The 26,179-nt window shown below is 34.5% G+C and carries 25 protein-coding genes; 5 read left to right on the forward strand and 20 right to left on the reverse strand.

Features of this window, described 5'->3' with window-relative positions; genetic code table 11:
- Window positions 1-9 precede the first annotated feature (9 nt).
- On the forward strand, window positions 10-1,671 hold the full coding sequence (locus ACFOWA_RS16360) for an ABC transporter substrate-binding protein (RefSeq protein WP_378987023.1): 1,662 nt from the start codon (window positions 10-12) through the stop codon (window positions 1,669-1,671).
- A gap of 57 nt (window positions 1,672-1,728) precedes the next feature.
- On the opposite strand, the gene ACFOWA_RS16365 is transcribed toward ACFOWA_RS16360, so the two are convergent.
- On the reverse strand, window positions 1,729-4,158 hold the full coding sequence (locus ACFOWA_RS16365) for a TonB-dependent receptor domain-containing protein (protein ID WP_378987026.1): 2,430 nt from the start codon (window positions 4,156-4,158) through the stop codon (window positions 1,729-1,731).
- A gap of 85 nt (window positions 4,159-4,243) precedes the next feature.
- On the opposite strand from ACFOWA_RS16365, the gene ACFOWA_RS16370 reads away from it, so the two are divergent.
- On the forward strand, window positions 4,244-4,501 hold the full coding sequence (locus ACFOWA_RS16370; protein ID WP_378987029.1) for a hypothetical protein: 258 nt from the start codon (window positions 4,244-4,246) through the stop codon (window positions 4,499-4,501).
- Here ACFOWA_RS16370 and ACFOWA_RS16375 read toward each other — a convergent pair.
- The 8 genes from ACFOWA_RS16375 to ACFOWA_RS16410 form a co-directional block, all read right to left on the reverse strand.
- Window positions 4,471-5,709 (reverse strand): class I SAM-dependent methyltransferase, encoded by a 1,239-nt coding sequence (locus tag ACFOWA_RS16375; protein WP_378987031.1) that lies wholly within the window; start codon window positions 5,707-5,709, stop codon window positions 4,471-4,473. The genes ACFOWA_RS16370 and ACFOWA_RS16375 overlap by 31 nt on opposite strands.
- Before the next feature lie 12 nt (window positions 5,710-5,721).
- The gene (locus ACFOWA_RS16380) at window positions 5,722-6,558 is read right to left on the reverse strand and encodes a DUF1365 domain-containing protein (RefSeq protein WP_378987034.1); all 837 of its coding nucleotides are present in this window, start codon (window positions 6,556-6,558) and stop codon (window positions 5,722-5,724) included.
- Window positions 6,559-6,639: 81 nt separating this feature from the next.
- Window positions 6,640-6,999, reverse strand: a complete 360-nt coding sequence (locus ACFOWA_RS16385; RefSeq protein ID WP_378987037.1) for a four helix bundle protein — start codon at window positions 6,997-6,999, stop codon at window positions 6,640-6,642.
- A gap of 243 nt (window positions 7,000-7,242) precedes the next feature.
- Entirely contained in the window at window positions 7,243-8,484 is a 1,242-nt protein-coding gene (locus ACFOWA_RS16390; protein WP_378987040.1) for an NAD(P)/FAD-dependent oxidoreductase, read from the reverse strand.
- Between the two features lie 101 nt (window positions 8,485-8,585).
- Complete coding sequence (locus ACFOWA_RS16395) at window positions 8,586-9,623, reverse strand: SAM-dependent methyltransferase (protein WP_378987043.1); 1,038 nt, start codon at window positions 9,621-9,623, stop codon at window positions 8,586-8,588.
- A gap of 168 nt (window positions 9,624-9,791) precedes the next feature.
- Window positions 9,792-10,595 (reverse strand): DUF1295 domain-containing protein, encoded by an 804-nt coding sequence (locus tag ACFOWA_RS16400; protein ID WP_378987046.1) that lies wholly within the window; start codon window positions 10,593-10,595, stop codon window positions 9,792-9,794.
- Window positions 10,596-10,682: 87 nt separating this feature from the next.
- Entirely contained in the window at window positions 10,683-11,012 is a 330-nt protein-coding gene (locus tag ACFOWA_RS16405; RefSeq protein WP_378987049.1) for a DUF1475 family protein, read from the reverse strand.
- Between the two features lie 104 nt (window positions 11,013-11,116).
- On the reverse strand, window positions 11,117-11,797 hold the full coding sequence (locus tag ACFOWA_RS16410; RefSeq protein ID WP_378987051.1) for an arylesterase: 681 nt from the start codon (window positions 11,795-11,797) through the stop codon (window positions 11,117-11,119).
- A gap of 102 nt (window positions 11,798-11,899) precedes the next feature.
- Between ACFOWA_RS16410 and ACFOWA_RS16415 the strand changes: the two genes are divergently transcribed.
- Window positions 11,900-12,589, forward strand: a complete 690-nt coding sequence (locus ACFOWA_RS16415) for an ABC transporter ATP-binding protein (protein ID WP_123205598.1) — start codon at window positions 11,900-11,902, stop codon at window positions 12,587-12,589.
- Entirely contained in the window at window positions 12,582-15,125 is a 2,544-nt protein-coding gene (locus tag ACFOWA_RS16420) for an ABC transporter permease (protein WP_378987054.1), read from the forward strand. The genes ACFOWA_RS16415 and ACFOWA_RS16420 overlap by 8 nt, the downstream gene beginning before the upstream one ends.
- A gap of 9 nt (window positions 15,126-15,134) precedes the next feature.
- On the opposite strand, the gene ACFOWA_RS16425 is transcribed toward ACFOWA_RS16420, so the two are convergent.
- On the reverse strand, window positions 15,135-15,458 hold the full coding sequence (locus ACFOWA_RS16425; RefSeq protein WP_378987057.1) for a hypothetical protein: 324 nt from the start codon (window positions 15,456-15,458) through the stop codon (window positions 15,135-15,137).
- A 272-nt stretch (window positions 15,459-15,730) separates the two neighbouring features.
- Between ACFOWA_RS16425 and ACFOWA_RS16430 the strand changes: the two genes are divergently transcribed.
- Window positions 15,731-16,657 (forward strand): DNA adenine methylase, encoded by a 927-nt coding sequence (locus ACFOWA_RS16430; RefSeq protein ID WP_378987060.1) that lies wholly within the window; start codon window positions 15,731-15,733, stop codon window positions 16,655-16,657.
- Here the strand turns inward: ACFOWA_RS16430 and ACFOWA_RS16435 are convergent.
- The 10 genes from ACFOWA_RS16435 to ACFOWA_RS16480 all read right to left on the reverse strand — a co-directional run bounded on the left by ACFOWA_RS16435 (window position 16,654) and on the right by ACFOWA_RS16480 (window position 26,174).
- Entirely contained in the window at window positions 16,654-17,139 is a 486-nt protein-coding gene (locus ACFOWA_RS16435) for a DUF7004 family protein (protein ID WP_378987063.1), read from the reverse strand. The genes ACFOWA_RS16430 and ACFOWA_RS16435 overlap by 4 nt on opposite strands.
- A 164-nt stretch (window positions 17,140-17,303) precedes the next feature.
- Window positions 17,304-17,705: a GlcG/HbpS family heme-binding protein gene (locus ACFOWA_RS16440; protein WP_378987066.1), complete on the reverse strand. Its 402-nt coding sequence runs from the start codon at window positions 17,703-17,705 to the stop codon at window positions 17,304-17,306.
- A 55-nt stretch (window positions 17,706-17,760) separates the two neighbouring features.
- A complete protein-coding gene (locus ACFOWA_RS16445) occupies window positions 17,761-18,615 on the reverse strand; it encodes an NAD(P)-dependent oxidoreductase (protein WP_378987069.1) in 855 nt (284 codons plus the stop codon).
- A gap of 54 nt (window positions 18,616-18,669) precedes the next feature.
- Window positions 18,670-19,131 (reverse strand): NUDIX domain-containing protein, encoded by a 462-nt coding sequence (locus ACFOWA_RS16450; RefSeq protein ID WP_378987072.1) that lies wholly within the window; start codon window positions 19,129-19,131, stop codon window positions 18,670-18,672.
- A gap of 312 nt (window positions 19,132-19,443) precedes the next feature.
- Complete coding sequence (locus ACFOWA_RS16455; RefSeq protein WP_378987747.1) at window positions 19,444-19,752, reverse strand: OmpA family protein; 309 nt, start codon at window positions 19,750-19,752, stop codon at window positions 19,444-19,446.
- A complete protein-coding gene (locus ACFOWA_RS16460; RefSeq protein ID WP_378987075.1) occupies window positions 19,725-20,039 on the reverse strand; it encodes a hypothetical protein in 315 nt (104 codons plus the stop codon). The genes ACFOWA_RS16455 and ACFOWA_RS16460 overlap by 28 nt, the downstream gene beginning before the upstream one ends.
- Before the next feature lie 757 nt (window positions 20,040-20,796).
- Complete coding sequence (locus tag ACFOWA_RS16465) at window positions 20,797-20,988, reverse strand: hypothetical protein (RefSeq protein WP_378987078.1); 192 nt, start codon at window positions 20,986-20,988, stop codon at window positions 20,797-20,799.
- A 343-nt stretch (window positions 20,989-21,331) separates the two neighbouring features.
- Window positions 21,332-21,850 (reverse strand): DUF2911 domain-containing protein, encoded by a 519-nt coding sequence (locus tag ACFOWA_RS16470; RefSeq protein WP_378987081.1) that lies wholly within the window; start codon window positions 21,848-21,850, stop codon window positions 21,332-21,334.
- Window positions 21,851-21,886: 36 nt separating this feature from the next.
- On the reverse strand, window positions 21,887-23,578 hold the full coding sequence (locus ACFOWA_RS16475) for a sodium:solute symporter (RefSeq protein ID WP_378987084.1): 1,692 nt from the start codon (window positions 23,576-23,578) through the stop codon (window positions 21,887-21,889).
- A 100-nt stretch (window positions 23,579-23,678) separates the two neighbouring features.
- Entirely contained in the window at window positions 23,679-26,174 is a 2,496-nt protein-coding gene (locus ACFOWA_RS16480; protein WP_378987087.1) for a PIG-L family deacetylase, read from the reverse strand.
- Window positions 26,175-26,179: the final 5 nt, after the last annotated feature.

The raw sequence follows: 26,179 nt of genomic DNA on the forward strand, positions 1-26,179 counted from the left end.
TTTATTATTTTGTGCAAAAATAACATTCCTTACCGCATGCGAGGCTCATTTAAATATATATTTTGGATTTTTTGTTGCATTGCATTGCTGTCTTGCAATAAAAAAGCCAATGACAACAATAAAAAAACTTTTAATATCAACCTCGACCAAGGTTTAACTTCCTTAGACCCAGCTTTTGCTCGTAACCAAAACGCAATTTGGATGACCAATCAAATTTTTAATGGTTTGGTTCAAATTGATTCGACCTTGAAAACAGTTCCTTGCATTGCTAAATCGTGGCAAATTTCTGCCGATGCCTTAACATATACATTTAATCTTCGTAATGATGTATATTTTCACAACGACCCAATTTTTAAAAATGGAAAAGGCAGAAAAGTTGTGGCGAGCGATTTTGCATACAGTTTTTATCGTTTGATAGACCCAAAAGTTGCTTCATCTGGAGGATGGATATTTAGCGATAAAGTAAAAGATCAAAGTAATTTTATCGCTTTAACTGATTCTACTTTTCAAATAAAATTGGTTCGCCCCTTCCCTCCTTTTATGAGTTTACTTACCTCGCAATACTGTTCAGTTGTACCTAAAGAAGTGGTTGAACATTATGGAAAAGATTTCAGAAGCCACCCGATTGGCACTGGTCCTTTTAGCTTTAAATATTGGAAAGAGGGAGAAATTTTAGTGCTTTTAAAGAACGACCACTATTGGGAAAAAGATGAAAATGGAGCCAGATTGCCTTATATAGATGCATTGAAAGCATCATTTATTACTGATAAGCAAAGTGGTTTTATGAGTTTCTTAAAAAAAGACCTTGATTTTTATTATAGTGTTGATGGTAGTTACCGTGATGATATTTTAACCAAGAGTGGCAAAATGACTTCAAAATATAAAGGGAAATTTACCTTAAGAAAGGGACCATATTTATGTACAGAGTATGTTGGCATTTTGGTTGATTCTACTTTGGATATCGTTAAAAATTCGCCTTTACGATTAAAAAAAGTTAGGCAAGCCATAAATTATGCCATCGATAGAGAAAAATTAATAAAATATTTAAGAAACGGAATCGGCATACCTGCAACTTCAGGCTTTATACCTAAAGGGATGCCAGGTTTTGATAGTTCTGCGGTTCACGGCTATCATTACAACCCAAAACTTGCTGCAAAACTTTTGATAGAAGCTGGTTATCCTGAAGGTAAGGGTTTAACGGAAATTACTTTAAATACCACTACAACCTATAAAGATTTAATAGAATTTATACAAGGCGAATTAAGTGCAATTGGCATTAAAACTAAAATCGATGTTAGTCCGAGCGCCAGTTTAAGAGATTTAATGTCGAAAAACAACGTAAACTTTTTCAGGGGAAGCTGGATTGCGGACTATGCAGATGGCGAAAATTATTTATCGATGTTTTACTCAAAAAACAAGGTTCCGTATGGGCCAAATTATACCGCTTTTTACAACAAAAACTTCGATAAATTATTTGAGGAAAGCTATTACGAACCTGATAATGAGAAGCGTTTTAAACTATATCGCCAAATGGACCAAATGGTGATGGATTATTCTCCGGTTATACCCGTTTTTTACGACCAATCGGTTGTTATGTTGCAAAATAACATTAGTGGTTACCCGATGAATCCTTTGAGTTTAATGATTTTAAAAAAGGTAAAAAAGAAATAAAAAAAGCTTCTGGTTTGCACCAGAAGCTTTTTTATATGTTTTATTGAGTTTTTGTAATTATTGTTGAACGCCTCCCATTCCACCACCTTGCTGCTGCTGATCTTGCTTAACATCATCATTTTTAATTTTGCTTTTCTCTGTAAATTTAAGTTTACCAAAGCTATAGCTAAAATTTACTCCGAAAGAGCGTAGTGGGTAATAGATATTTGCACTTTGGAAAACATTTCCAACCGCATTAACAGAATTGTTTTCTGTTTTAATGTGCAAATTTTTTGTAAATGGATTTAAAGTGTTTAAACCAATGCTTCCTTTCTTCTTAAGGATATCCTTTTTAATTGATGCACCATAAAAGTAAAATGGATCTGTTTTACCTTGGTAAGTTCTACGTGCCGAAGTTGCAACACCAAATAATTCGAAGTTATAACCTTTACCAAAACCGTAAGCCGAACGACCAAATAAGCTATAATTTAAAAATGTTCCTGTACTAATATTTGTTGCGGTATTGGTAACCTCGTAAGTGTTAGCAGAGAAATTACTCATCAATGTCCATTTAGGTTTTGGATTGTATGAACCAAATAGGTTTAAGCCATAAGTTTCTGATCTACCAACATTAATGTACGATGATAAAACTTTAGTTACTCCATTTTCTATCAATGGAGAAATTGAACTTTCGATTACACCACCTGTAGTACGGTAGAAAATAGATGCATTAATAATCGAACCTTTAATATACGTATTGTAACCAAATTCTAAATTCTGACTTAATTCTGGACTTAACTGAGGATTACCCTGCATGATGTTAAACTGATCGCTTTCATTTCTAAATGGATTTAAGAAATTTTCACTTGGTCTTTGCACCCTTCTGTTATAGCTAAATTTAACTGTACCACCTTTTTTAAGGGTTTGAGAGATAACTAAACTTGGAAATAAGTTAAAATAATCGTTTTTCTCTAAACCGCTGGTTTGCGTATTGAAATCGATTTTAGTATACTCCGCTCTTATACCACCTTTAAATTTAAGTTTCTTAGTAAGATCAAAAGCGATAACACCATAAGCCGCAGCTACATCCTGGTTGTAATCAAAATCTCTTTCAGAAGCACCATATTGGCTTTTTACATTTCTAAAAATTCCTTTTGCCCCAACTTCTAAAATAGTAGTTTTTGAGAATGGGTAAGTGTAATCTGTTTGAGCGGTGTATTCATTATTTTTTGCGGTATTATCGCTAGAAGTAACTATTCCATTTGGAAAAGCTGCCGAAGTAAGAATATTGCTGAAGCTTGTAGGTGTGCGACCAGTTGATAACTGACCAGAAATTGTAAATTCTTCACCTTCTTTTTTACTGGTTTTTTTATAATCAACGTTCCAATCCATGTTGTTACGCGTCATATCCATATTGCTTATATTGGTAGCAGGAATATTATTAATGATGTAATTTGATGAGCCTGGTCCGCCGTTTGAGAAGCGGTTGAATTTAACGTTCGAACTAATGTTGTTGTATGCATTAAAATCATAGTCTACTCCAAAACTGCCATTGTAGCCGTTGCGAGCCCATTTAGAAACACCACTTTGCAAAATATTATTGGTTGTGCCGTTTAAATAAGTTGTGTTGGTAACAAACTCTGTTCTTGAATCTTGAGCATAAGCTACATTTGCACCCAAGCTAGTATTAACACTTAAACGCCCTGTTTTTGCCGTTAAATTAAATGCTCCATTGTTTTGACGAGTACCTACCGAGGCATTTACGCTTCCACTTACACCTTGCGCATTCGATTTTTTGGTGATAATGTTAATGATACCACCCGAACCTTCTGCATCGTATTTTGCTGATGGACTTGTTATTACCTCTACACTTTTAATTTGTTCTGCAGGAATCATTTTTAAAGCATCTGAAACGCTTGCCGCCATTGTTCCTGATGGTTTACCATTAATTAAAACCCGAACTGCACCACCACGAAGTTGTACATCGCCATTTGCATCTACAGAAAGCATTGGCACTTTACGCATTACATCTGTAGCATCGCCACCCGCATTTGTTCCATCCGCCTCGGCATTGTAAATCATTCTATCAACCTTGTTTTCGATAATTGCTTTAGTACCCGTAATTTGAACATCAGCCAAGTTATTTTCTGTTGATGAAACTAAAACATTGCCCAAGTTTACATCGGGTTTTGCAGGAGTAGTAGTTACCAATACGGTTTTAGTTTTGTAACCCATAAAGCCAATCATTAACTTGTAGGCATCAGGAGCAACATTTTGTAAAATTAATTTTCCTTTCTCATCGGTAACACCACCATTAACCGATTTTGATGTTTTTACAGATAGAAGGGAGATTGTTGCGTAATCAATCGGTTTTTTGCTAACCGAATCTAAAACGGTTATAGTAATACGACCAGCAACAGTTGCTTTTTGAGCTCCACCGAGACCAAACTGTGCATGGGCGTTAAAAAATATTCCGAGGATGAAAGTTAATAGTAGAATTCGTTTCATATAAATAATAGTCTTTTGTATTTAGTCTGCACAAGGTCGCATTTGTTACAATGGCAACATATACTTTTTACGCGGTTTGGATTAATTGGTCGGCAAAGGTGCGACTTTTATCGGTAAAAAAAGACGGAAGGAGGAAATAGGTAGAGATGGGAGACGGAAAAAAGAGGTAAAATGGAGATATGTAAAATGGAAGATGGAAGAAATATGGAAAATGGATGATGGAGATCAGTATTTGGATGATGGTGTTCACTACATTCAGCACGTTTCGGCCATCAACCATTTTCCATCAACCATCTTCCATCACAAACCATCTTACCTGCCTGTATTATTCGGGCGTGAGTAAACCAATTGCATTACATTGATATTGCGCATGGCAAAAGCAGCCTCACAATAATTTAAATAGTAATTCCATTTGCGGATGAAGGTTTCATCGAAGCCCAAGGCTTTTACTTTATCAAGGTGTTTATTAAATTCGATAAACCAAAGGTGAAGTGTTTTAGCATAATCTAAACCCATATCTTTCAAATCAACCATTGTTAAATCGCCAGTATTATTTATTGCTTTATTAATGGCTGCAACAGATGGCAATAATGACCCGGGAAAAATATGCTTCTGTATCCAATCAACACCGTTTCTTAATTTATCGTAACGGCAATCGGGCGATGTTATAACTTGGAAAGCAAAAATTCCATCCGGTTTTAATAAGGATTGGCACTTCGCGAAATACGTTTCTAAATATTGATGACCAACAGCTTCAAGCATTTCAATGGAAACAATTTTATCATAAATACCTTCGATATTGCGGTAATCTTGAATGATAATGGAAACTTTATCGGCTAAGCCTTCTGCTTGTACACGTTCTATGCCCAGTTTTTGTTGCTCTTTTGAGATGGTTACCGATGTTACTTTACAACCATAATTTTTAGCTAAAAATATCGCATTTCCTCCCCAACCACTGCCTATTTCCAAAACATGGTCTGTAGGTTTAATTTTTAATTGTTTCGCTAGTCTATCGTATTTAGCGTATTGCGATTCCTCCAGACTTACATTATCATTTAGGAAATACCCGCTAGAATAGGTCATGGTTTTATCCAAGAAAGTGGCAAAGAAATCGTTGTTCAAATCGTAATGCTCTGAAATATTTTTTTGAGAACCCGCAAGCGTATTTGCTCTCCTTACGTGTGTGAGCTTATTTACAATCTTAAATAAATTTAAAGCTGCCGATTTCACTTTACTTCCTGTTATGGATGGTGCATTTTCGATATTTAAAATCACCCATTTAATTACATTGGTGATGTTCGATGTATCCCATAAACCAGAGGTATAACCCTCGCCGAAACCAATATCACCGTACAAGGCAATCGATTTAAAAAAATCTGGATGGTTAACTTGAATATTTGCAGCTATTTTATCTTCGCTGTTTCCAAAAACCAAAGTTTCGCCATTAGGTAACGAAAGTTCCAATTTCCCCAAAGTCATTTTAGAAAGTGCATTGAGCACTACTTTTTCAAAGAAACCTGTTGATGTTTTTGAGGCGACAAGCGAATTCATAATCTTTAAAATCTATTTTGTTTGTGGTTTATAGGGTTTATATACGTTACGTTGCAGTTCAGGGTTTTTTGACTTCGGATGAAAAGATAGTTTTTTTAGCCATAATCTCAAAGCCTGCCAATGTATCATGCCCATAATTTGCAGTGGAATTAAGGGAATTGAGCAGAAACATTTTAATAAATTGCTGTTGGTAAGCTGTTTTTTAGTACCCATTAATGTGGTGAAAAAAAACTTATTTCCCTTTTTATCAATATCATCTATTTTAATATCGAGTTTATCTGTTGGTACTTTCAGTTTAAAATCGAAGGAATCATCATGGTCGATAAATGGTGAAACATAAAAATACTTTACCGTAATTTTTTTAAAAGTATCTCCATGCAATTCTTCCTTTCCGAAGAAAAAAAGTTTCATTTCGTGGTATGTGTTGCTAATTTCTGCCACGCAACACACCGGAATTCCAGCATCATCAAAACAAAAATAGAAAGAAACCGGATTAAAATTATAGCCTAAAACGTTTAGATTGGTAAGCAGTTTGATTTTAAGATTTGTGCCATCAACACCATTTTCATTTAGGTAAGTTTCTAATTGGTGTCGTACGGTTTTAGTTTTATCTGGATTTTCTCTGGGTAATTGTAAGTGCTCAGCATCCCTAAAAGAAAAAAGATTAAAACTGTTGCGACTAAACCAGCGAAGTTTTTTTGTCAACAAGTCTATTTCATCCAAATCGATGTAAAACATATACACGTTATACCAAAAAAAATGCTTTTTTGGCGCAATGCGATTGTGCATTACTTTGGCGGTGTAAATGGAAGAATTAAGATGGAAGATGGATGATGGAAGATGGGACATGGTTAGAGAAACATTTCTAGTTATTTTGTAAGATGTAATATGGAAGATGTGTGATGGAAGATGGGGTATAGTTATTGAAAATTATTTACTTGATGATATTTTTATGGATGTAAATATTTTCTTCAATTCCATAGCCTCTGTTTTAAATCTATCAAAATCTGATATATATTTTTCATCAACATAAAGTTCACTTAATATCCGTAACCAATAAACACTTTCTCTAGCCTCTCGGTAAGATATTCCAATCTTATAGCTGAAATCCCTCTTGGTGACAGCACCTTGTGCCTCTTCATAGTTTGCTCCAATAGATGTTGAACATCGGCTAAGCTGCAATATTGGCACTTTGCAAACAAAATGATAGGGAAGAGTAGCTAGAAATTTTAAAATATTAACACCAAATCGAAATGTTCGTTCTAGCAGAATTACAGTTTTTTCGTTCATCTTAAATAAATTATTTTCATAAAATCTCTAGGGATGACTTAATAAAACTAATAAAAAAAACGTAGAAAGATGGAAAATGGATTATTCATTAATAATGTAAAATGAAATATTGTTTATGGGAGGTATAACGTTTATACATTTTCCATTTATTTACAATTTTTTTAAATTTCCATTTCACATCTTCCATCTCCCCTCTTCCATCATCCATTTTCCATCATCCATCATCCATCTTCCCTCTTCCTTTTACATCCCCCTACACAAATCTACCGCACTTTTATATGCATCTTCATGAAAACCATATTTAAAATAACTGCCACAATAATATATAGGTCCGTTCCCGTTCAGTTCATGTAATCTTTCCTGAGCTTGCATGGCTGGCACATCAAATAACGGATGATGGTAATCAATTTCTTTAATAATTTTATCAGGATTTAAGCTCTTTGTCGGGTTTATAGAAACAAAATAGTTTGCTTTTTTAGAAACGCCTTGTAAGTTATTCATCCAATAAATGGTACTAGGCAAAAGCTTTTCACCTTGTTTTTCTACGCGATAATTCCAGCTGCTCCAAGCCAATCTAGCCTTTGGCATTTGTGCCTCATCGGTATGCACAACTGCTTTATTTAATTGGTATTTAAATTTGGAAAGCAGCTCAGCTTCCAAATCTGTTTTATCTTTTACAATTTTGTAAGTTTGGTCGGCATGGCAGGCCATTATCACTTTATCAAACTCAAATCGATCACCTTGGGCATTTTCTACTTCAACCTTTCCGTTGTCTAATCTCTTAACTGAAACTATTTTATTGTTAATTTTAATTCTATCGCGAAAAGGAGCAATCAGTTTTTCGCGGTAAGCCTGGCTCCCGTTTTCCAACGTGTACCATTGGTGTTGGGTATCTAAGCCTAAAAAACCATGATTCTTGAAAAAACGGATGAGTGTTACTGCAGGAAAATCCAAAATCTGTTCCATTGGTGCACTCCAAACCGCAGCACTCATCGGAATCAGGTATTGCCAAAGCATATCATCACTATAGCCAAACTCTTTAAAAAATTGCCCTATTGAATGATTTTGATATTCAGGCTTATCTAAAATCTCAACACTTTGTTTATTGAAACGATTAATTTGCATCAACATTTTCAAGTAAGAAACATTAAAAATATTCTTCCGCTGGGCGAATAAATGATTTAAGCTAGAACCGCTATATTCTAATTTTTTCGGTAAAAACTGAACACTGAAAGACATATCAGTTTTGATAACAGGCGCATTAATCTCTTTAAATAGTTCACACAAATTTGGATAGGTTTGATAGTTAAAAACCATAAAACCAGAGTCCAAATAAATAGGTTTACCATCTTCTTCGAGTGTTACCGTATTGGTGTGACCACCAACATAACCTGCCTCTTCGAACACAGTAATATCGTTATGTTGCAGCTTATGGGCACAACCCATGCCTGCTATACCAGAGCCAATAATGGCAAGTTTCTTCATAATATTAATATGTATTGAGGATGTAAGGTGGGTAATGTCCATTGGGATGTGAAATTTATGGGATTTGTGACATTCCCTAATCCATTTACTTCCTCACCTCTCTATCCTTTTTTATTCTTTTCAAATAGATAATGACAAACCATCCATTCATTCCCCTTATTGTAATTAAACAATTCGGCACAACTCATGTAAAATAACCGCCAATATACCCACCATTTTACAGCTTGATCTTTACCATAAGTTTCTGCTAAAATTGGCATAATCTGGGCCTTGTGCTTATCCATGTTGCTTAACCAAGCCTCAGATGTTTTACCATAATTGGTACCATTTACCACCCAATGTTTATCAATATTTAAATCATCATTGAAGTAAAAAAACAAATGGTTGGATGGCATTATTCCACCTGTAAAAAAATACTTACTCATCCAATCGGTTTCATCAATCACCTCGAATTTATAAGCCAGCGTTTTATGTGTAAAAATATGAACGAATAATTTCCCGTCGGGCTTTAAGAAACCAGCAACTTTGTTAAGCAAGAATTTATAATTACGCATGTGCTCGAACATTTCTACTGAAACAATTCTATCAAAAGTATCGGCAATGGTAAACGTATTCATATCTGCAGTTAAAACTGTTAAGTTTTGAATACCTCTTTTGTTTGCCGTTTCATCGATAAAAGTTTTCTGCGTTGCAGAATTTGAAACAACGGTAAAAGTACTGTTTGGGAAATTTGCCGCCATATACAAAGACAGCGAACCCCAACCACAGCCCAATTCTAATACGTTTTGCCCATTTTGCAAATCTGCTCTTTTGCAGGTTAAAGCCAACATATCATCTTCTGATGTATCGATATCTTTAACGCCTGGTTTCCAGTAACCGCTACTATATTTTAAATTTTTACCCAAACAATATTGAAAAAATTGCGTAGGTAATTCGTAATGTTGTTCGTTGGCTTCAGCAGTATTTACGGCAATTGGCGATTGCTTTAATTCGGTCACCAAATCCATAAATTTTTCTTGCTGGAGCTCTTCATCTCCAAGCGTTTCATCATCTAAGCGCTGCTTGCAAAGTTTTCTAATGCCCAAACGCAAAGCAGAATCAGGAAGTTTATTGTTTTCTAAAAGTTTATCGTACCACATAGTATGGAAAATGTTAATATTTATGTAAGATGGAAGATTTGTGATGGAAAATGGAAGAAATTATGTAAAATGGAATATGGTTGATTTACGATGGAAGAGGATTTATGGATTTGGTCTATCAACCATTTGACGTCTTACATCCCTTTAGCATCCATCTTACATCGTCCATCATCCATCCTTTTTCCCCCAGAGGAAAAAGGAAGAGGTTGTTTGTTGATATTTTTTATAAGCTTCGGGTTTGCTCCTTAAATTTTGTTCTTCATTATTCGGAACACCGGTAACTCTGGTTAATAAATATAAAATTATTGCAGGACTGATAATGGCTAAAATTCCCCAGGGTGATGCCAAGGCAAAGATGAAGTAAGCCATCCAGGTTAGCCATTCGAAAAAATAGTTTGGGTGGCGACTGTAGTACCACAATCCCGTATCGCAAACTTTACCTTTGTTTTCTAGGTCCTTCTTGAAGGCAGCCAATTGCTGGTCGGCCACCATTTCGCCGATAAATGCAATTGCCCAAATTGCTAAGCCTATGTATTCTAAAATAGAAATTTCTGGAGATGGATTTGCTGTGATAATAAATATTGGAATGGCTAATAAAACATTTGAAATGGCCTGAAACTGAAAAAAGAAAAAGAAATTCCGCTCAGCTTTATCGCCCCATTCTTTACGAAGTTGTTGGTATCTACCCTCTTCTTCATCTATATGGCCGATAACCCGCTGCCATAAATGAAGGCCCAAACGCAATTCTGCCAGTAAAAAAATTGAGCAGATTAAAATTTTACGGGTTTCAAATCCTTCTGATAAAAAATAAGTGATTAATGTAATTACGGGGAAGTTGAGTGCCCAAAAAACATCTACAACTCCAGCATTTTTAATTTTCTTTGCCCAAAGCCATACCACAAACATGATGGTACAACAGGCAATTAGGGAAATTAAAGCAATAAAAAGTAAATGTGCTATTTGAAAAGGCATAAGGTTAAGATAAAAGGTTTAAGGCCAAAAGCCATGCTCGTATAACTGAAACTTTAACAAAGCACCTTACAACCTAAACCTCACACACTATACTTTGACAAGCAATTCTTTAATACCTTCACCATCTTTCAGTTTAAATAAATGCACTAAAACATAGGCTAGAGTAGCTATACTGCCTAAACATACGAACAAAATTGTAATAGAGATTTTAAGAATAATGCTTTTTTCTTTATAAAACATCCACAGTGTGATAATGAAGATGTTGGCGTAAAAATCCCAAAGGGTTGCACGCATCCATGGAATGCTACCCAAAAAATCCCATTCCTCAAATAAATTTCTTTCTAAAGAAGTGGAGATTACTTTATAGCACATAAAGATGAAAAGTGCTGAAAATACAATTTTAAGAAAATTTATCATAGAACTCGTTTTTGCATTGGCTTAAATTATACTTTGCAATAAACGAAGATTTTACGAAAAGAGATTTTTCGCCAGCAAACAATAACACAATAATTAAGATGAGTTTATAGCAAAGGTTTTAAAACCGCCCAAACATTATTTGCCAAAATTTTATCGCCTTCTGCGGTTGGATGTATTCCATCGGCTTGATTTAGTTTAGCTACACCACCAACATGCTCAAGTAAAAAAGGAATCAAACTCATGTTATTTTTCTTAGCCAATTGCGGAAACATATCTTTAAAATCTGTAGTATATTTTTTACCCATACTTGGGGGCATTTGCATACCAGCCATTACCAATTTAGCATCAGGGTATTTGGCTTCTACCCTATCAATAATGAATTGTAAATTTTTAGTTGTTTCAGCTACGGGTACACCACGCAAACCATCATTTGAGCCAAGTTCCAAAACAAAAACATCAACTTTCTGCTTTAAAAGCCAATCTATTCTACCTTTTCCACCTGCCGAGGTTTCACCGCTTAAACCCCCATTAATAACTTTGTATGGCATTTTTAACGAATCAATTCTATTTTGAATTAAAGCCGGGTATGCCTCTGTTGGGTCTAAGCCATAACCTGCAGTTAAACTGGTTCCAAAAAACAAAATATTTTTTATAGCTTGGGCAGTTTCACCCTTAGCATTTTTTGCAGAATCGGTTAATTCAGTTTTATTTTTAGCATCGTTATTGGAGCAGGCCTGTAATATTCCTGTCAAAACAATTAATACCATTAAGCGTTTTCGTAACATATCTATTTATTCTATCTCTTAAAATCAAAAGTCATTATCTTTAACGGAAAAGGGCGCATTATGTTTTTTGCGTTTTAACCCAAAACTTAAATTCTTTAGCCATTGGAAAGTATACTAAATATCCGAAATGTAAGTAAAATTTATCAAAGCGCTGGTCGTGAACTTACTGTTTTAAACAATGTAAACTTTTCGATAGATGCAGGTTCTACAGTTGCCATAACCGGGCCATCGGGAAGTGGAAAAACAACTTTACTCGGACTTTGTGCTGGTTTAGATAGGGCAAGTACAGGAAGTGTAGAGCTTAATGGGGTGGTTTTAGATAAACTATCTGAAGATGAACGTGCAGCAGTTCGTAACCAATATGTGGGCTTTATATTTCAAAACTTTCAGCTGTTGCCAACCTTAACTGCATTAGAAAATGTTATGGTTCCTTTAGAACTTCGCGGAGCAAAAAATATAAAATCGCATGCTTTAGAACTGTTAGATAAAGTTGGTTTGGCCGATAGAGGTCACCATTATCCTGTTCAACTTTCTGGTGGCGAACAACAAAGGGTTTCTTTAGCCCGAGCATTTTCAAATAAACCTGCCCTACTTTTTGCTGATGAACCTACCGGAAACCTGGATGCCGAAACGAGCGAAAAAATTATAAAATTGTTGTTTGATTTGAATAAAGATGCCGGAACAACCCTTGTTATTGTAACACACGACCCAGATTTGGCTGCCAGAACGAATAGAGTAATTAAAATGAAAGGTGGCTTAATTATAGCCGACGAAAACCCAAGTTATGCTTAACAAACTTCCAAAACAAAGTGTTCCTACTTCATGGTTATTTAAAATGGCATGGCGAGATAGCCGTAAAAATCGGTCGCGGTTATTGCTTTTCATCTCATCGATAATTTTAGGAATTGCAGCTTTAGTAGCTGTTTATTCATTTAAAGATAACCTTCAAAATGATATTGATAGGCAAGCCAAAGAACTTACAGGTGCCGATTTAATTGTAGAAAGCAGGAAAGCTGTAAGCAAAAAAACACAACAAATGCTTAAAACCATGGGCAACGACCGTGCATCTGAGAGCACATTCGGTTCAATGGTGTATTTTGTTAAAAGTGGCGGAAGCAGATTAGTGCAAATGAAAGCTCTTGAAGGAAATTATCCTTTTTATGGATCCATCGAAACTACTCCGGCCAGCGCAGCAAAAAGTTTTTTTAATGGCAGAGAAGCTTTGGTAGATAAGACTTTAATGCTACAATTCAACGCAAAAACTGGCGATTCGATTTCTATAGGCGATTTAACTTTTAAAATTGCTGCTGTTTTAGATAAAGCACCAGGGCAAACGGGAATCTCATCTAGTGTAGCACCAATCATTTACATCCCCTTAAAATACTTAGATAAAACAGGCTTAATCAAAACCGGAAGCAGAATTAATTACAAATATTATTACAAATTCAGCAACCCGAACGAACTCGAATCAGTTATTAAACAACTCCAACCAAAGTTAGAAAAGGAAGGTTTGGATTTAGATACCGTAGCAGAAAGAAAAGAACAAACCGGCAGAAGCTTTAGAGATTTGAATCGCTTTTTAGCGTTAACAGGTTTTATTGCATTGTTATTAGGATGTGTGGGTGTTGGAAGTGCTATCCATGTTTACATTCAAGAAAAATTATCTGCAATCGCAACACTTAGGTGCATGGGTTTAAAAGCCTGGGATGCATTTTTAATTTACCTTATTCAAGTTGCTTTTATCGGTGTTATTGCCGCAATACTTGGCTCTGTTTTAGGTACTTTAATTCAATTTTTACTGCCAATCGTTTTAAAAGATTTCCTTCCTGTTGAAATTACAATGCAAGTTTCATGGTCGGCAATTGGGCAGGGATTATTGCTTGGTTTAGTCATATCCGTACTTTTCGCTTTACCTTCACTCTTATCGGTTAGAAGAATCTCTCCACTAAATGCTATCAGAGCAACATTCGAATCCAATACATCTAAAAAAATAGATTTATTAAAAGGGTTGGTTTATTTGCTAATGGTTGTTTTTATAGTTGGTTTTACTTACCTACAAATGCAGGGTTGGGTACAAACCATTGCCTTTACCGTTGGGATTTTAATCGCCTTCCTTCTATTAATGGCCTTCTCTAGCATATTAATGTTCCTGGTGCGCAAGTTAATGCCAGCGTCGTTAAGCTATTTATGGCGACAAGGTTTTGCGAATTTGTACCGCCCTAACAATCAAACCTTAATGCTCACAGTTTCTATCGGTTTATCAACCGCGTTTATCTGCACACTATATTTTGTTCAAGGCATTTTGATTAACAGGGTAACACTATCTTCAGGTGAATCGCAACCAAATATGGTTTTGTTTGATATTCAGAATACTCAGAAAGTAGCAGTTACCGATTTGACTAAATCTTTTAAATTGCCATTGATGAATCAGGTGCCGGTAATTACAATGAGGATTGAAGAAATTAACGGGAAAAAGGCTGGCGCTGATAGCACCAACAGAAGGGCCTTTAGAAATGAAATCCGAGCGACTTACCAAGATACTTTAACAGCGGCAGAAAAAATTGTTGATGGAAAATGGATTGGAAAAGTTAATAATGCTAACGATGCAGTTTATATTTCTCTTGATCAGAATTTCGCCAAAAGCATTAAAGTAAAACTGAATGATAAAATAGTTTTTAATGTTCAGGGCATGCTTTTGCCAACGGTTGTTGGTAGTTTAAGAGAAGTAAACTGGAGTAGAATGCAAACCAACTTTCGAGTTGTTTTTCCATCAGGTGTTTTAGAACAGGCACCACAGTTTCATGTTTTGATGACCAGAGTGCCTAATAGTGAAACATCAGCAAATTTTCAAGGTTCGGTGGTTCGCAAATTTCCAAACATTTCGGTAATTGATTTGGGCTTAGTACTTAAACTGTTAGATGAATTGTTGGGTAAGATTAGCTTTGTGATTCAATTTATGGCAGGTTTTAGCATGGTCACCGGATGGATTGTATTAGTATCAGCTGTGCTTACCAGTAAAAACCAACGAATAAAAGAAAGCATTTTGCTAAGAACTATGGGCGCCAGCAGAAAACAAATTTTAGCGATAAATGCAATTGAATATTTTTTCTTAGGATTATTTGCCGCAGCTGCAGGCTTAATATTGGCAATAAGTGGCAGCTGGGCTTTAGCGAAATTTAGTTTCGATGCAACATTTATACCTCCATTACTACCAACACTTTTACTTTTTAGCAGTGTAGTTTTATTAATCGTAATAACAGGAATATTAAGCAGCAGAAGTATTTTAAATAAACCACCGCTGCAAATTTTAAGAAATGAAGGAAACTAAAATGACGAATTAACGATGCACTCGGATAGGATTGTAAGCAATAATAAATTCAGAATCTGAGTGCTGCGCACCGAAAGTGTTTATTGGATCTTTAGCAAAAATAGGTGTTTCATTTAATACCGTTTTTACAAATTCTGATAACTGTAATAACGATTTACTATCAATTTGCGTAGAAACTGTTGGATAATATTTTTGTTCTATTTCTAGTTTTTCAGCAGCATTTGCCAAGCTTAATTTCCAACCTTCATCTTTTTTAAAACCATATTCTTTTGTAGCACTATTTATTGCATAAGCATACATTTTTGCTTGAAATTCTATTTCTTGATTTTCCATTTATTTATTTTTGTACCAACCACCTAGTTTAGTTAGCATATTATTTTATTCCTGATGTTTAAAGAAAACCTAAAAAGAAAGCAGATGGTAACCGCTTTAACAGATTTAATTTTTTAGCCGGGAGCACGCGACCAATTCTTGATTTGTTCAAAAATACTCAAAATAAACGGTAGCAAGGTTTTAATTGCGTAATATTAATAAATAGTAAAATTTTTGCCGTTTAGAATGTTGTTAATTGTATAACTTGCAAAGTAAATAATTAAGTTTTTCATTTGAATAATACCACCAAACCAAACAATTTAGCTAAGCCATTTCTAAAATGGGCAGGTGGTAAAACACAGCTAATCTCTGCAATTGAGCAACATTTACCTCAGCATATATCCGCAATTAAAGATTTAACTTACATTGAACCGTTTATTGGAAGTGGTGCAGTTTTCTTTTGGTTTGTTCAAAAATATAACATCAAAAAAGCAATAATCAACGATATAAATACCGATTTAATAAACGTTTACAAGGTCATAAAAAACAAACCCGAAAAATTAATCGAAAAGCTTACCCAATTAGAAAGGGAATATTACGCACTAGCTTTTGAAGAAGATAGAAAGAATTTTTTCTTGGAAAAACGAAGTGAATTCAACGTTAAAAGTGATAAAGAAATCGATAATGCTGCCTTTTTTATCTTCTTAAATCGGACATGTTTTAATGGATTATACCGCGTAAACAGTAAAAACTTATTTAATGTTCCCTTTGGAAAATATATCAAACCCAAAATCTGCGACGCTCAAAACCTACTTGCAACTAGCAAATTATTAAAAAACGTAACCATTTTAAATGGCGATTATACTGAAACGGCAAAACATGCCAATAAAAATAGTTTTTTCTATTTTGACCCACCTTACAAACCAATTAGCAAGACATCATCATTCAATGCGTATGCAAAAGATAATTTTGATGATGAACAACAAAATAAACTAGCAGCGTTTACAGAGCAACTAACCACAAAAGAACACTTTTGGCTTTTGAGCAATTCTGACCCAAAAAACTTAAACCCTGATGATTTGTTTTTTGATGAACTCTACAACAAACCAGCCAACACAATTTTAAGGGTAAAAGCAAGGCGAATGATAAATTCTAACGCACAAAAGAGAGGTGAAATAAATGAAATTTTAATTATGAATTACCCTATTAAAATGCTTTAAAATCCTAATTCTTTCATCATGACATCTAAATCTCGCCATTTTTTTCCTTTCGAAAAGCTTGCCGCATAATCTGGTTGTAAATTCTCTACAAGAACTTGGTGCATCCCCAATCTTTTAATTCGTTTCTTTAAAATTGCATGTTCTTTATTTTCCTCTGCAACCATACCGGCATAAATAACCGTAAACCAAATGTTAATTTCTTCAGTATTTTCTGCGTAATCACTTGCTAACAAATCAATAAGTTTTAAAACATTAGGCACGATGGTTTTATCCGCAAAAAGATAAAATTTTAAAAAATCGTTGTAAATTTTTTGAGCCGAATATTGTTTGGAGAGTTCTTGAAGCCGACCAAAGTATTCAGCATCTGAAGGAGGATAACGTTTGTTACCATTCTTTGTTAAATAGATACACCAATCATCGAAACTTCCTTTATCAAATTCGATTAGAATATGGTTATTTAAAGTCTTTATAAGTGTAGGCATCCCATTTATTTTAAGTGAGTTAGAAGCGGAATGTGTATTAAATTTACAAAAATTTTAGATAAGAAAAAATTATTAAAAAAAAGGCTGTACCATAAATTGTTAATTCTTATCAAATTCATTTCAAATTTAAAGAACCACCTTTTTATGATACAACCAGATTAAATTTATTTAACTGCTGATGCTCCTGCTTCAGCTACTTCATGGTCGTCATCAACTGTACTTCCAGAAACGCCTATCGCACCAATAATTTCTCCTGATTCATCTTTTAATATTACACCACCTGGAAAAGTTATTAATCCCCCATTAGAGTGTTCAATATTAAACAATGGCTGCCCTGGCCCAACCAATGGCGTCAATGCTTTAGTATCCATTTGAAACCAAGCAGCAGTTTTTGCTTTCTTGATGGAAATATCTACCGAGCCAATCCAACCACCATCCATATGTACGAAGGCAACAAGGTTGCTTCCTGCATCTACAACGGCAATATTCATTTTTGTATTAATTTCTGTGGCCTTTTGTTTCGCAGCTGTAATAACAGATTCTGCTTGTGCTAAAGTAATGTTCATATTTTTATCAATTAGTTGAGATACAACAAGTAACTGAATTATATGTTTAATAATGTTATCGCTTTATAGCTTTTACGACTGAGATAATATCTTCTTCACCAAATTGCTCCTCTGCATTCGTAAATGTTTTTAGAGCTGTTTGAGCTAAGGGAGAATTCAGTCCTTCTGCTTGGGCTAACTTCAAATCTTTAACAATGTGTTTTAAAGCAAAGGCAGCTTTAAAATTATCGTTTAAAATAGCATCACCTTTAATTTTGGTAAAGATATTTCCAATTGCAGCATTATTAATTAAGTTTAATAAATCTTCAGGTTTAACTCCTTTATCATTTGCAAAAAGAATCGTTTCTGCTAAACCTTGCGCATACAATGCCAATAATGAGTTTATTGCGAGTTTTGCATTATTGCCTGTTCCCACATCGCCAATATGCATAACAAGTTTGCCTAGTTTTTCTAAGATAGGTTTAACTGATTGATAGGGTTTTTCCTCTCCACCAACCATGATAACCAATGTGCCTGTTTCGGCCTGTTTTACACTTCCAGATACTGGTGCATCTAAATAAAAATTTCCTTTTTCTCTGCACATTTGAGCCATCTCTATGCTAACTGCTGGCGAAACAGTACTCATATTAATGATAACTTTTCCGCTGGATTTGCTATTTAATAAGCCCTGTTCGTTGGTAAAGATATGCCTAATTGCTTCATCATCAGAAACCATAATAATTACAACGTCTGTATTATCAAAGATTTTTTTTGGCGACGAACATATTGAGGCACCTAATTTTGTTAGCGTTTCCGTTTTATCTTGACTTCTATTGTAAACCGATAATTGATAACCTGCTTTAATCAATTGCTCGGCCATTGGGATGCCCATATTGCCTAAGCCAATCCATCCGATGTGAGTTTCTTCCATAAACAAATATCAATTATTAAGCTCAAATTTTTAATTTGTTGGGTAATAATTTGATTAGCTTTTAGTAACGATAGTTTTAATTTGATTTAGAAAGGCAATCTGCCGCTCATTAATTAATCTGGAAGCTTCTTCATAAGAGAACCAATTTGCTTTGTCAACTTCTGGATAAACTTTCATTTTACCCGAACGAGGTGGCCATTCAATTTCGAAGGTGTTGCTCACAAATTTGGATGCATCGACATCAAAATCAATAGCCCAACACAATACTTTTTTGCCGCCCTTTTGTGTAACGGGATTTAATACTATATATTCTCCTGAAGGTCTAAAACCAGTTTCTTCTGCAAATTCTCTAATGGCAGCAGCTAAGGGTTCTTCATTTTCTAAAAGTTCGCCTTTGGGAATTGTCCACCAACCTTCATCCTTTTTAGCAAAAAATGGTCCGCCGGGATGAACTAAAAAAAATTCTAATCCATTACCCGAATTTCGAAACAGCATTAAGCCTGCACTTATTTTCATTGTTTCAATGGTAGTATAAATATGCCTATATATCAAAGTTGGTAAAATAATTGGATTCACCAACTAATGAAAATTAGTTTAAAAATTAAGAAAATAAACTAGTAAAACTTAAATACGCTAGATGTGTAAAGTAGTAAGAAAATTAAAACACCTAAGATACCTTAGTTAAAAAGCAAAGACTTTAAACTAGTCAAATTTAAATAAGCTTAGATGGCTGAGGTGGTAAAAAATTTTAACAAAAAAAAGGTCGCAGCATTTAGCCGCAACCTTCAGGTTATTTGTGTAATAGTTTGTTTATGATAGTTTAACCCCTTACTGTTTAACTATTTTAAATTCTGTCCTTCTGTTTAACTGATGATCAGCAGGACTACATTTTACCCCATTAGAGCATTCGTTAAGCAATTGACTTTCGCCATAGCCCATTGCAGAAATTCGGTTTTTATCAATACCGCAATCTATAATATACTGAACAGCAGAGCTTGCTCTTCTTTGTGATAATTGTTGGTTGTATTCATCATTGCAACGGCTATCTGTATGCGAACCAAGTTCTATCCAAATGGTTGGGTTGTCTTTAAATATTTTTACAAGCTTATCTAATTCTTTGGCAGCATCAGGTCTGATGTTCGCTTTATCAAAATCATGCTATCTGCGTATTTTGAGGCTTTCAATAAGCTAGAATGGCTATTTTTTTCAATTGATGTTTTTAGGTATTTACGTTGTTTAAAATACAACACTTTAAACTGGTCTTTAATGCCTGGTTTTTCTAAAACCCTAAAGGAAGAATCTAAATAAGAAAATGCTTGTTGATTATCGTTTATTGTGTCTGCCTTCCTTATAATACTAACTATAAGTTCATCATGATTAGGGTTTTCTGTATTGAAGTATTTGCAAGCAGATGTTCCAAACATAAACATGCTAGTAAGCAAAGAGATTAAAATAAACCTTATAAATTCTAAGCGAATATGGGTACTATTTTTTCTAACTACCATCGTAATAACTAAATTGGGATAATCTCAATTACCTGTATCGTACAATTGATGAAATCATCAAAACCGATAAAAATATTATTATTGTATCTGCAAAATGTAATAGATGTTTTAATTATATTATTATTCTCTACTTATTAAAAATACAAAATATTAACGCATTTTTTTATAATCATGTAATAACAATCACACATTTTGTACAAATCTTATTGCAAAAACTAATCCATTACTTTGTTAAATCAATTTACAACATTGAAATAAAAATGATATTAACGTTTAAGAATTAAATTATAAAGTTAAATTGCTTGGATTAATTAAAATACAATTCGTTTGGTTCTATTCAGTTTTAAGCTGAGGACTGCTTATACAATAAACGTATTTTAGAAATATTTGGTTTTTGGAGCAGAAAATAATTGAACATCATCACTTAAAATGAAAGGATTTCATTTTACAAAATAATCCATAAATATCTTCAGGTTATAATTAGCCACAATTTAGTTCAAGTTGAAGAAGGCATGAATGAGGGTACTGAATTTGGAATTAATGTAATAAAGACGTCACTAGGAAACAAAAAAATCAGCTCTAGAAAGCTTTTTTACTTTCATTGAACTGATTCTAAGTATTCTTAATTATTTTGGTTTTCCCAAAATTTAAGAGAAATCAAATGATGCTTTTCGGGCTATAATAATCCGTATAAACCGTGACCATAAGAACGTAATGAAGATGAAACTGACTTCATTTTCTCTGGAGCCGGACCTTTTACTTTATAAGCCTCAGGATGTAAATCGTACAATGCATCGTTTTCAGCGTTTTGTGTGTTTTTGTTGGTGAGTGTAGCGTCTTGTTGCAAGTTTAAATCTAATGGGGCCATGTTCTTATTATTTTTTTAATATAAACAGGCTCAATGGAAATTAGTTTGTTAGAAAATAGTCAAATTGAAAATATTTGTTGTATTCCTTTACCACAGATATATAAATTCTATATAAGGGCTATTTATAAAAATATAATCAAATTTACTACTTAAACCTGAAAAGCTTAACTAGTGATATCAATAGAAATACAGCAAGTGTTTTTATAATAAATTCTATTAAAATCTGTGTTTCTGTGGCAAAGAATGTTTACAGAAATTTCTTCTGTTTTGCCACAGAAGCGGAATGTAGTGCATAAAAAAAAGCTTCGATATACATCGAAGCTCTCCAAGACAAAATCTAAAATTATTTTATCGTTACAGGAACTGAAACTTTGTCCCAATCCATTGTAAAACCACTTTTTGTAACTTTATAAACCAAAGTTTCTTGTGTTGCTTTTAAAGGTTTTACTTTAACATCAACTCTTAAAGCATCTTTAGCTTCTTCATATTTATATGCACCCCATTGTTTAGGTTCTTTATTGAAAATAGCTGTCCATGTACCGCTTTCTTTTGGAATTAAGAAAAAGCTATACTTTCCAGCTGCTAATGCTTTACCTTGAACCATTATATTTTTATCGGTTTCGAACGTTGTAGCATCATTTGCACCTGCACGCCAAACTTTATCATAGGCTTCTAAACCACCCCAAATTTTACGGCCTTTTACCGACGGGCTACTGTAAGCAATTGTAATGGTAGCATCTTTCACTTTTCCTGTAGCAGTTGCCGCCGGACTAGCAGGTTTTTTTGCCTCTTGAGCTAATGCACTTACTGAAATGGTTATTGCCGTTAAAAGCATTGTAACCGATTTAATCATCGTTTTCATAGTATTAATTAATTATCTGATTTGTTGTTTTTTATTTTACGAATTTAATGCTTTGGGTCGATAAAACAATAAGCCAATAGCTGAAAAAAGTATTACCGCTGCTGCCCCAATTACGTTTAGCCACAGAAAGGATACAATATCGAATTTATAAACGGCAATAACTGCAATTTCTGATAAGATTGCAGCAATAAATACATTTGGTCCAGTTATTTTCTTATAATAAAAAGCGACTAAGAAAATGCCTAAAATTGGTCCATAAAATAGCGAACCTAAAACATTTACAGCTTCTATAAGTGAGCCCATTTGCGTTGCAAACATGGCTACAGCAATGCTAAAAATACCCCAAGCCAAAGTATGTAATCTGCTATATTTTAATTCTGTTTCATCATCAGGAAGTTCCTTTTTAAATATCAAATGAATATCTTTTAATGAACATGCAGCTAATGAATTTAATGCTGCGGAAATTGACCCCCAACTGGCTAAAAATATTATAGCAAAAAGTAATCCTATCATCCCGACGGGAAGCGTGTTTTTTACAAAATAAAGGAAGATATAATTGGTATCGGTTTTTTCGGCATTATAATTTGAACTATTTATCGCTTCTTCTACCCTACCATGTAAATCCTTAACTTTTGCTTGTGTTTCTTTAAAGTCTTCAATTTTATTGCTTAATGCAACCGATTTGCTTTCCTTAAGCTTAATGATTTCTTTTGATTCGGCATTGAATTTTTGCTGCAAAGCCTGATGCTCCTTCTCAAAAACCGCAGCCTGTACCGGTTTTGTATCTTTTAAATATTGATAAGAACGTTCGTTAAAATATATGGGTGCTGGTTTTAAAGAAAAGAAAGCGAAAAGTAAAGCTCCAATTAAAAGTATGGCAAATTGCATAGGTATTTTAACCAAACCATTTAATAAAAGTCCCATTTTTGCATTGGTATTGTCTTTAGCTGTAATGTACCTTCCAACCTGACTTTGGTCGGTACCGAAATATGAAAGTGCAAGGAAAAATCCACCAATTAAACCACTCCAAATGTTGTATTTATCTTTCCAATCAAAATCGGTGGTAATTACATTTAACTTACCAGATTTGCCTGCAAGATAAAGTGCATCTTTGAAACCGATACCATTTGGCATATTTTGTACAAGCAAATAACCCGCGAAAGCCATTGTACCTAAAATAATTAAAAATTGAAGTTTTTGGGTATGTGCAATTGCTTTTGCTCCACCAACAAAGGTGTAAATTAAAAGTATTCCTCCAGTTAAAACGTTGGTTAAATAAATATTCCAGTTTAGTACGCTAGATAAAATGATGCTTGGCGCATAAATGCTTATTCCGGTCGATAATCCTCGCGAAAAAAGAAACAGTAAGGAAGTTAAAACCCTGGTTTTTTTATCAAATCTATTTTCTAGATATTCATAAGCCGTGTAAACATTTAACCGCTGAAAAATTGGAATGAAAGTGATGCAAATTACAATCATTGCCAAAGGCAAACCGAAATAATATTGTACAAAACGCATCCCATCGGTGTAGGCTTGACCAGGTGCAGAAAGAAATGTTATGGCGCTTGCCTGTGTCGCCATGATGCCCAAAAGCACAATATACCAAGGCATTTTATTATCGGCCTTTAAATAAGATTCGTTGCTTTTTTGCCCGCGACCAATATATACGCCATAAGCCACTACGGCAAAAAGTGTAAAAAGGAGTACTATCCAATCGATATTACTCATGCCCAAAATTTAGTAAAAAGATAATAAAATAGAATTTGGAATATCAATGCAATTGCCAATAATATGTACCAGGTATTCCAGTGTTTGAGTTGGTTTTTCATTAGTTTGGTTGTGCAGATATGAAATTAAAAAAAAGCTTAGCTGCACCAACATTTCCGGCTGGCAACTGCCTAAAAAACGATAAAGGAGTGTAAATAAAATTGCCTTTACCGTATTTTGCATATAACGTAGAACCCTGTAAAGGCTCTTCGCCTGTATCATTCATTTCAAATAGCGGCTCGTATTCTTTGTTCCATTTATCAGGGAAGTAGGCGCCACGTTCCTGTACCCAACCTTTAAAATCATCGGCAGTAATTTTGTTCGGATAGTTTAGTAATTTATGATTCGTATTTAAAATCTTAACATCAGCGTTTTCTTCAGTTACCCGTTTGTTTGCAATACTGAAAGGATACATACCTAATCTATCAACCGAAACATCTTGATTGGTATTGTATTGCATAATTAAATTACCTCCATCTTTTACATAAGCCCATAAAAAAGGTATCCATCTTGCTAGTTTTTTCTCCGTATTATTTGCTCTAACACCTAAAACGATTGCATCGTACTGTGAAAGTTTATTCTGACTTGCAGGCTCATCTAAATTCCCATAGAAATCATCATCCTGTAAAACATCAACCTGAACTCCGGCTACACGTAGAAACTCTGGAATAAAATCTCCTGCACCTTGCACATATCCAACTTTTTTAACACTATATAGAAAATCACTTTTCATTACTATTGCACTTGCAGGAGCAAAATATTGTAAAGATGGCAGATGTGGATATTGAATAAGCACCTGTTTTTTGCTGTAAGTTTTGCCATCAACACCATAGCTTACATCCAGTTGTATTCGGTTTGAATTTATTTCAGAAAGCTTCGCTTTTGGAATCGTATAATCTACAGTAACATCGTTAGCATTTATCTGCTTTAACTCTCCGCCACCTACAAGCGCACCATTGTAAAAAATATTCACCATTCCATTATCAAACTTTTTAGTAGAATTTGCTTTAAAGTTTAAACTAACATGCAAATCTTCGTTATTTTTAATTAAGTAAACAGGTTGGGTAAACTTTAATTCTAATGCCGGAACAATCCTTAATGCTTCAACAACATCGCCACGAACAGGATCTAATTTTTTAAAGGATAAGGGCAATTTAACCTGGAATTTCTCGTCACCAATCTTTAATGAAAGAATAACATTTAAAGCAGATTCTGTTTCAGGCAAACCAATTAGGGTATCATTATCAACCGAAAAGGTTGCTGCGTTTTTTGCAGGTTTTGCCATCCAATAAGGCTCTGTTAATGCAGCATCTGCCGGAATTTGAATTTTATGGTTAATCGTAATCAGCGAATCGCCCGATATTTTTGCATTTAAATTTTCGGTTTGATTTAGCCACTTTACTTGTTCCAAAACGATAGGACTTGTGGTTCTTGAAATTAAATTAAGCCTGAAATTATAACTTTCTCCGGCTACAGCTTCGGCTTGGTTGGTTACCATTTCGCCCATAAAACCAGCACAATTTAATATGATGTTGTTGATTGCGGCTAGCTTATCCTTTTTTAGATTTGCATCTTTTAAAGCGATAATCTTTTTACGTAAAGTCAGCAAAGCTTTTAAACTCAAATCAGGTTGGTTAAAATTAAACGTGCTAATAATTTTATCTAGAGACTGGTCAATATCTGCATCGCCTTTAGCCGTCCAGGTTTGCTTTATTCCATCAAAAAGAGATGTCTTCGCTTGTTCGCCTAAAACATGGGTAAAGTATTCATTTCTAATGCCTGCAACAGATTGTGTTCCTGCACCTTGGCTTTTGTGCAAACTTCTGCTTAAGCCTGCCAATTCTCCATAACCCATACCAAGTTGTGCATCGTACTGACCAACAGCCACTTTAAATTGATTTTCTGATGTGGTGTTTACACTACCAAAGCGAAACGTGTTCCACAGCAAGCGCTTAGGCTGCCAAACACTAACATATTTTAATTGGTTAGGAAACATATTTTTGTCGGCGGCTGCCTTAAATGCCTTTTCTGCAACCACAGCTGATGCTGCGTGTTGCCCATGTCCTGCCGCTGCAGTTGGTGGAAAACGACAAATAATTACATCTGGACGAAATTTTCGTATTACCCAAACTACATCTGCAGTAATGCTATCCGCATCCCATTGTTTAAAAGTATCATTAGTGTTTTTAGAGAAACCAAAATCAATAGCCCTGGTAAAAAATTGTTGAGCACCATCAAGTTTTCGGGCTTCTAAAAGTTCATGTGTTCTGATTAAACCCAACGCAGCACCTTGTTCGGTACCTAATAAATTTTGCCCTCCATCACCTCTGGTTAAAGATAAATAAGCGGTTTCTACATTTTGCTCGTTTATTAGCCAAGATAATAATCCTGTATTTTCATCATCAGGATGTGCGGCTAAATATAAAACTTTAGGAATATGCTTCAGGGTTTTTAGCTCTCGATAAATTTCCGACGATTTTGCCGGGCGAACCTGCTGAGCTGAGCTTGTAATAGCAAAGAAACCAAACGAAATAATGGCTGTTATAACTTTAAACATATAAT

The organism is Pedobacter lithocola, from assembly GCF_042650845.1.
GTDB lineage: Bacteria > Bacteroidota > Bacteroidia > Sphingobacteriales > Sphingobacteriaceae > Pedobacter > Pedobacter lithocola.

Coding starts and splice junctions, on each gene's coding strand:
- ACFOWA_RS16365 (WP_378987026.1), bottom strand. CDS start 4,158: ATGAAACGAATTCTACTATTAACTTTCATCCTCGGAATATTTTTTAAC.
- ACFOWA_RS16375 (WP_378987031.1), bottom strand. CDS start 5,709: ATGAATTCGCTTGTCGCCTCAAAAACATCAACAGGTTTCTTTGAAAAA.
- ACFOWA_RS16380 (WP_378987034.1), bottom strand. CDS start 6,558: ATGTCCCATCTTCCATCATCCATCTTCCATCTTAATTCTTCCATTTAC.
- ACFOWA_RS16385 (WP_378987037.1), bottom strand. CDS start 6,999: ATGAACGAAAAAACTGTAATTCTGCTAGAACGAACATTTCGATTTGGT.
- ACFOWA_RS16390 (WP_378987040.1), bottom strand. CDS start 8,484: ATGAAGAAACTTGCCATTATTGGCTCTGGTATAGCAGGCATGGGTTGT.
- ACFOWA_RS16395 (WP_378987043.1), bottom strand. CDS start 9,623: ATGTGGTACGATAAACTTTTAGAAAACAATAAACTTCCTGATTCTGCT.
- ACFOWA_RS16400 (WP_378987046.1), bottom strand. CDS start 10,595: ATGCCTTTTCAAATAGCACATTTACTTTTTATTGCTTTAATTTCCCTA.
- ACFOWA_RS16405 (WP_378987049.1), bottom strand. CDS start 11,012: ATGATAAATTTTCTTAAAATTGTATTTTCAGCACTTTTCATCTTTATG.
- ACFOWA_RS16410 (WP_378987051.1), bottom strand. CDS start 11,797: ATGTTACGAAAACGCTTAATGGTATTAATTGTTTTGACAGGAATATTA.
- ACFOWA_RS16420 (WP_378987054.1), top strand. CDS start 12,582: ATGCTTAACAAACTTCCAAAACAAAGTGTTCCTACTTCATGGTTATTT.
- ACFOWA_RS16425 (WP_378987057.1), bottom strand. CDS start 15,458: ATGGAAAATCAAGAAATAGAATTTCAAGCAAAAATGTATGCTTATGCA.
- ACFOWA_RS16435 (WP_378987063.1), bottom strand. CDS start 17,139: ATGCCTACACTTATAAAGACTTTAAATAACCATATTCTAATCGAATTT.
- ACFOWA_RS16440 (WP_378987066.1), bottom strand. CDS start 17,705: ATGAACATTACTTTAGCACAAGCAGAATCTGTTATTACAGCTGCGAAA.
- ACFOWA_RS16445 (WP_378987069.1), bottom strand. CDS start 18,615: ATGGAAGAAACTCACATCGGATGGATTGGCTTAGGCAATATGGGCATC.
- ACFOWA_RS16450 (WP_378987072.1), bottom strand. CDS start 19,131: ATGAAAATAAGTGCAGGCTTAATGCTGTTTCGAAATTCGGGTAATGGA.
- ACFOWA_RS16460 (WP_378987075.1), bottom strand. CDS start 20,039: ATGTTTGGAACATCTGCTTGCAAATACTTCAATACAGAAAACCCTAAT.
- ACFOWA_RS16465 (WP_378987078.1), bottom strand. CDS start 20,988: ATGGCCCCATTAGATTTAAACTTGCAACAAGACGCTACACTCACCAAC.
- ACFOWA_RS16470 (WP_378987081.1), bottom strand. CDS start 21,850: ATGAAAACGATGATTAAATCGGTTACAATGCTTTTAACGGCAATAACC.
- ACFOWA_RS16475 (WP_378987084.1), bottom strand. CDS start 23,578: ATGAGTAATATCGATTGGATAGTACTCCTTTTTACACTTTTTGCCGTA.
- ACFOWA_RS16480 (WP_378987087.1), bottom strand. CDS start 26,174: ATGTTTAAAGTTATAACAGCCATTATTTCGTTTGGTTTCTTTGCTATT.